The following is a 6310-nucleotide window of genomic DNA, read 5'->3' on the forward strand; positions in this document are numbered from 1 at the left end:
TTTAAAGTTGTAGTTAAGAATTTTTCCATTTCACTATAAAATAGAAACAATCCGATTGTAACAGATAGCACATTTTTTTGGACCCCAAAACGCGGGTACGGTTCCTATGACACAAGAGATTAATCTAAAAAGCGAGATCGCAGCAACTCAAACAGGGCAGAGATTGGACCAAACTTTGGCCGAATTGTTCCCCGATTATTCGCGTACACGTATCAAAGAGTGGATTCAGACTGGTGCTGTTTACATTGATGGTGTAGTGGCAACCAAGCCACGTGAAAAAGTTTTAGAAGGGCAGGTAGTTGCCATTGAAGCAAAGCTTGAAGAAGAAACCAAAGCTGAAGCACAAGCGATAGATCTCGATATCGTTTATGAAGATGACCATATTTTGGTGATCAATAAACAAGCGGGGTTAGTGGTTCATCCTGGCGCTGGAAATACCGATGGCACGCTAATGAATGCATTATTACATCATTGTCCAGGCATCGACTTGGTTCCTCGCGCAGGAATTGTGCACCGATTAGATAAAGATACCACCGGGCTTATGGTGGTAGCGAAAACGGTTGAGGCCCAAACTCATTTAGTTGCGGCGCTGCAAGCCCGTGAGATCGTGCGTGAATATGAGGCGATTGTCACAGGTACTATGACAGCAGGTGGTACGGTCGATGCGCCTATCGATCGACATGCCACTAAACGTACCCATATGACAGTACATCATGCCGGCCGTCCATCGGTGACACATTACCGTGTTGCAGAGAAGTTCCGTGCGCATACACGGCTAAGATTACGACTGGAAACTGGTCGTACTCACCAAATTCGTGTGCACATGGAGCACATTGGTCACGTGCTTGCTGGCGATCCTGTATACGGCGGACGACCTCGTCCACCTAAGGCGGCATCTGCAGAGTTAATGGAAGTGCTTCAAGGTTTTAAGCGTCAGGCACTGCACGCAGTTCGATTAGAGTTAGCCCACCCATATACATGTGAAATCATGAGTTGGCAGGCGCCTATTCCTGAAGATATGCAAACCTTAACTAAAGCATTGCGCCAAGACACCCAAGAACATCCAGCGGCGTACTAATGATTCCTGCAAACTGGTTCATTCCCAATGGTGTCAAGCTGGTATTCACTACAAGAGCTGGTGGAGTGAGTGGTGCGCCATATGACAGTTTAAACTTAGGCGATCATGTTGGTGATTCGCCTGAGGCTGTGGCTGAAAACCGAAAGCGGCTGCAACAAATTTATGGGCTAGATACCTGTTTGCCTTGGCTTGAGCAGGTGCATGGAACCTGTGTCGTTAATCTTGATAATGACAATAATCGTACCGCTGATGGCAGTTTTACTACCAGTCAACATCAGGTTTGCGTGGTTATGACGGCTGATTGTTTACCTGTGTTGTTGTGTGACAGAGGAGGAAAACAGCTAGCAGCGGTTCATGCTGGTTGGCGAGGTTTATGTGATGGTGTTATTGAGTCAGCATTAACGCAGTTTACGGGGGACAGCCGAGATATTATAGCCTATCTTGGTCCCGCTATCGGCCAACAGTCGTTCGAGGTTGGCCCTGAAGTGAGGGCGGCGTTTACCGCGGTTGACGCTGCAAGTCAGCAGTATTTTCGCTCTTTTGGTGACAAATACTTAGCAGATCTTCAAGGCCTAGCAGCTAGGCGACTTAATTTAAGTGGTGTAGAGCAAGTCTATACGCTTGGGCACTGCACCTATCAAAATGCATCGGATTACTTTTCCTATCGGCGAGAGACGACGACTGGTCGTATGGCATCGCTGATTTGGCGTGAGTAAGCATCTACCTCACGCTTGTATCAAACACGCCGTCGGTTGACTTGAAAAAAATCAACTCAACCCCATCTATATTATTAATCAGACTAGAGTGCTGTTTTATTTGTAGATTAGGAGGCAGTATATGCGACTCGATCGTATGACCAACAAATTTCAAATCGCTATCTCCGATGCACAATCATTAGCTTTGGGGCGCGATCACCAGTTCATTGAACCGACTCATCTAATGATGGCGCTGTTAAATCAAGATGGCGGTTCTATTCATCCATTATTAACCCAAGCTGGTATTCAAGTAAGTAGTTTACGCTCGTTATTAAGCCAAGAGTTGGAACGACTACCCAAAGTGGAAGGCACGGGTGGGGATGTTCAACTATCACAAGCATTAATTCGATTACTAAACCTATGTGACAAGTTAGCGCAAAAGCGCAAAGACAAGTTTATTTCCAGTGAGCTATTTGTGTTAGCTGCATTAGAAGGCAACGATGTACTTGCTCAGAGTTTGAAAAAGTCCGGCGCAACCAAAGAGTTGTTAGAGCAAACTATTCAAAGCGTACGTTCAGGTAAGAACATTGATGACCCTAATGCAGAAGATCAGCGTCAAGCACTGAAGAAGTTTACCGTTGATCTGACTGAACGTGCAGAGCAAGGAAAACTTGATCCGGTTATTGGTCGCGACGATGAAATTAGGCGCACTGTGCAGGTATTGCAACGCCGAAGTAAGAACAACCCAGTATTAATTGGTGAACCGGGTGTAGGTAAGACCGCAATTGTTGAGGGGCTTGCACAGCGAATTATTAACGGCGAGGTACCCGAAGGGATTAAAAATAAGCGGGTATTATCATTAGATATGGGGGCGCTAGTCGCTGGCGCAAAATACCGTGGTGAATTCGAAGAGCGACTTAAAGCGGTTTTAAATGAGCTTTCACAAGAAGAAGGCCAGGTGATTCTGTTCATTGATGAGTTGCATACTATGGTCGGAGCCGGTAAGGGCGATGGCGCTATGGATGCAGGTAACATGCTAAAACCTGCTTTAGCTCGCGGTGATTTACACTGTGTCGGTGCTACAACCTTAGATGAATATCGTCAATATATTGAAAAAGACGCTGCTCTAGAACGTCGTTTTCAAAAGGTGTTGGTTGAAGAACCAAACGTTGAAGATACCATTGCAATTTTACGTGGTCTTAAAGAGCGCTATGAACTTCATCATCATGTGGAGATCACCGATCCTGCGATTGTGGCAGCAGCGAGTATGTCGCATCGATATGTTTCAGACAGAAAGTTGCCGGATAAGGCCATTGATCTCATTGATGAAGCGGCTTCGAGCATTCGAATTCAAATCGATTCTAAACCTGAACCATTAGATAAGTTAGAACGTCGTGCTATTCAGTTAAAGCTTGAAGAGCAAGCATTGAGTAAAGAGACTGACGAAGCAAGTATGCGTCGTTTAGATACTTTGCGTACAGAATTAAAAGACGTGGATGCCAAGGCAGCTGAATTAAATGAAATTTGGCATACTGAGAAGGCGGCTCTTGCGGGTACACAGCATATTAAAGCTGATTTAGAGCAAGCTCGTATGGATCTTGAGGTTGCAAGACGGGCCAGCGATCTTACTCGTATGTCAGAGCTGCAATACGGACGAATCCCTGAACTTGAAAAGCAGTTAGATCTGGCATCACAGGCTGAAATGCAAGATATGACCTTATTGCGCAATAAAGTCACTGATATTGAAATTGCTGAAGTATTGTCGAAAGCCACAGGTATTCCGGTGGCTAAAATGCTGGAAGGTGAAAAAGAGAAGCTATTGAAAATGGAGCAAGCTCTACACCAGCGCGTGATTGGACAAAGTGAAGCGGTCGATGCTGTGGCTAATGCGATTCGACGTAGCCGAGCTGGATTAGCAGATCCTAATCGCCCGATCGGTTCTTTCCTATTTTTAGGCCCTACCGGTGTGGGTAAAACTGAACTGTGTAAATCTTTGGCTAAATTCTTGTTTGATACTGAATCTGCAATGGTGCGTATCGACATGTCTGAGTTTATGGAGAAGCATTCGGTATCACGATTAGTGGGGGCACCTCCAGGTTATGTAGGTTATGAAGAGGGTGGGTACCTAACAGAAGCAGTGCGACGTAAACCGTATTCTGTGATTTTGCTCGATGAGGTGGAAAAGGCCCATCCAGATGTGTTTAACATCCTTTTACAGGTGTTAGATGATGGACGTCTAACAGATGGTCAAGGCCGCACGGTTGATTTTCGAAATACTGTGGTCATCATGACTTCTAATTTGGGCTCTGATGTTATTCAAGAGCAGTTTGGTAGTTTGAGCTACAGCGAAATGAAGGCGCAAGTAATGGGGGTTGTTACCCAGAGCTTTAGGCCTGAGTTTTTAAATCGTGTCGATGAAACTGTTGTGTTCCATCCATTGGAGGCTGAGCATATTGCCCATATCGCGGAGATTCAATTGAATAATCTTAAATCGCGTCTAGCGGAAAAAGACTATGAAATCGAGGTCAGCAAAGAAGCATTAGCTCAGATTGCCCGTGTAGGTTTCGATCCTGTCTATGGTGCACGTCCATTGAAACGTGCGCTGCAGCAAGAGGTGGAAAACCCACTGGCGCAAAAACTGCTTAGTGGTCAATTTGTGCCGGGTAAGCCTATTGTGGTGAGTTGTCATGGCGGTGAGTTAGCGTTTGAGCAATAGCTGCTGCGGTGAACACAACCAACTTGGTGATTAATGATTGCTCAATTGCTTAACTTCAGCTAGCTTGATAGTAACGCTGTTTAATAAAACCAGTTGGTTGAATAAGGATATACGTATGCAGAAAGCAAAAGTTGCACTAGTTGTACTGTTTGGATTAACTGTAGGTGGATGCAGCTCTTCACCTACACCATCGTCTGACGTGATCGGTGTTGGTAATACCGAGTACACCAGCTTATACCATTATGGTTATAACATCGGTTGTCGAAGTGCCGTTGCGAAAAGTGAAGGAACATACACTGGTGATGTAAATAGCATGAAAGACGAAGTGCTCGATGGTCTTGACCAATTTGATAGTGGTTGGGACTCTGGCGTCCAATCATGCAGTGATGGTGTCACTCGTTCGATGTATACGGTTCAATCTAAATAGCATTCAGATTGACGATGTTGCCTAAACAAAAAGCCGAAGTATGAAAATCACTTCGGCTTTTTGCTATATCAGTCATTGTTATTGGCAGAATAGTTTAATGCGTTTTTGTTGATTAGCGATTTCTGCCTGCTTTTGTTCATCTGTCATCATTTCTATTTCACCAGTTTCAGGATCTTTTTTACGTAACCTAGCACTGGTTTGTAGTAGATTGAGTTGGTGCTTAGCACTATCACAGATTGCTTTGGCCTGTGCTTGATCTTGGCGAGTGATTGTTTCTGCAGCGACAGTCAACTCATCTTGCTGTGTGACTTCTTCAGGGACTTTTGGGGACTCAAAACCAATGGGTGCTTGCTCTATATCTTCACTATAGAGTTTTTCTGCTTCGCCTTGTTGTGGTTGTTGCTGGCTATAATGAGTGACACCGTTTTTATCTACCCATTTATAAATGGTGGTTGCGTTAGCCGATAGGCTAGTTAACAGGGGTAAACTGATTAGCACGCTAATAATGTATCTCATAGGGCCTACCTAGATAATGTGTCGCTAATTATATAAAAACGTGTGGCAACGAGGATATTTTTCTCGTTCATGCTGCCAAAGAGACTGACAAAGGGCGTAGTTAAACCGTTTATTAGTTGACAAGCTTATCTCTAGCATAGCTAAAGCGACATGCTTGTCATCGCACTTAAATCGATTTCGACTAGTTTTGCTTTCTGCCCTAAGTACTATCTTGAAAATTCAACACGCCTTAATGGTATATCTTTTAATATACTGGGCTTTGGGCTGATTGCAAAAACTGACCGCTAAGTAAGTATAAGTATAAGTAATTAGCAACTGCCTATCTTACTCAGTGGCTCGTATACTTAGTTTGACTATTCCGGTGTCAGTTATTGGTAGGGTGTCAGTTATTTCGGTTGGTGGCAGGACCGGGAAAATAAATTCTGCAAGAACATATATCCTGTGCCAAACTTATTTTCCGGTTGGAAAATTGTCTTAGTGACAAATTCATCTAACGGCAAGTTCATCTAATGGCAAATTTATACAGCGTCACTTGGTGAATGAGCTTAAGACTAAAGCCTTTTGCGGTATCTACATGGGTTAAAGGCTTTGACTGAATTAGCGTAGAACACGTTGTTAGTGCATTAGATATCAGTGTTAGTCTTTATTTTGATGTCGAGTTGACTGTTTTTTGTTCGCTTGAGTGTTTTTTTGTAAAAAGCGCTTGCACAAAAACTTCAGCTCCCTATAATGCGCTCCCACTGACACGGCAAGCAGCGCTACATAGCGATGTACAGACTAGTCAGGGCAGCAAGCTATACGGTTTTTTAGCTGTGACTTAACGCACTGATGTGCACTAAGTAACCACTTAAAAAACTTTTTAAAAAATCACTTGACGC

Annotated in this window: 5 protein-coding genes; 4 read left to right on the forward strand and 1 reads right to left on the reverse strand. The window is 44.0% G+C overall.

Annotation, left to right across the window (positions count from 1 at the left end; genetic code table 11):
- The first annotated feature begins 106 nt into the window (after window positions 1-106).
- The 4 genes from rluD to ACHUFW_RS20730 all read left to right on the forward strand — a co-directional run bounded on the left by rluD (window position 107) and on the right by ACHUFW_RS20730 (window position 4916).
- Entirely contained in the window at window positions 107-1078 is a 972-nt protein-coding gene (rluD, locus tag ACHUFW_RS20715) for a 23S rRNA pseudouridine(1911/1915/1917) synthase RluD (protein WP_394205788.1), read from the forward strand.
- Entirely contained in the window at window positions 1078-1794 is a 717-nt protein-coding gene (pgeF, locus tag ACHUFW_RS20720) for a peptidoglycan editing factor PgeF (protein WP_394205789.1), read from the forward strand. The genes rluD and pgeF overlap by 1 nt, the downstream gene beginning before the upstream one ends.
- 121 nt (window positions 1795-1915) lie before the next feature.
- On the forward strand, window positions 1916-4489 hold the full coding sequence (gene clpB, locus ACHUFW_RS20725) for an ATP-dependent chaperone ClpB (protein WP_394205790.1): 2574 nt from the start codon (window positions 1916-1918) through the stop codon (window positions 4487-4489).
- Between the two features lie 115 nt (window positions 4490-4604).
- Entirely contained in the window at window positions 4605-4916 is a 312-nt protein-coding gene (locus tag ACHUFW_RS20730; protein WP_394205791.1) for a hypothetical protein, read from the forward strand.
- Between the two features lie 78 nt (window positions 4917-4994).
- Here ACHUFW_RS20730 and ACHUFW_RS20735 read toward each other — a convergent pair whose 3' ends face one another.
- Window positions 4995-5432: a DUF4124 domain-containing protein gene (locus ACHUFW_RS20735; protein WP_394205792.1), complete on the reverse strand. Its 438-nt coding sequence runs from the start codon at window positions 5430-5432 to the stop codon at window positions 4995-4997.
- Window positions 5433-6310 lie beyond the last annotated feature (878 nt).

It is taken from the genome of Shewanella waksmanii (assembly GCF_043643685.1).
Taxonomy (GTDB): Bacteria; Pseudomonadota; Gammaproteobacteria; order Enterobacterales; family Shewanellaceae; genus Shewanella; species Shewanella waksmanii_A.

Excerpts from the sequence above, each read along its gene's own strand:
- ACHUFW_RS20730 (WP_394205791.1), top strand. The coding sequence starts at position 4,605 with ATGCAGAAAGCAAAAGTTGCACTAGTTGTACTGTTTGGATTAACTGTA.
- clpB (WP_394205790.1), top strand. The coding sequence starts at position 1,916 with ATGCGACTCGATCGTATGACCAACAAATTTCAAATCGCTATCTCCGAT.
- rluD (WP_394205788.1), top strand. The coding sequence starts at position 107 with ATGACACAAGAGATTAATCTAAAAAGCGAGATCGCAGCAACTCAAACA.
- ACHUFW_RS20735 (WP_394205792.1), bottom strand. The coding sequence starts at position 5,432 with ATGAGATACATTATTAGCGTGCTAATCAGTTTACCCCTGTTAACTAGC.
- pgeF (WP_394205789.1), top strand. The coding sequence starts at position 1,078 with ATGATTCCTGCAAACTGGTTCATTCCCAATGGTGTCAAGCTGGTATTC.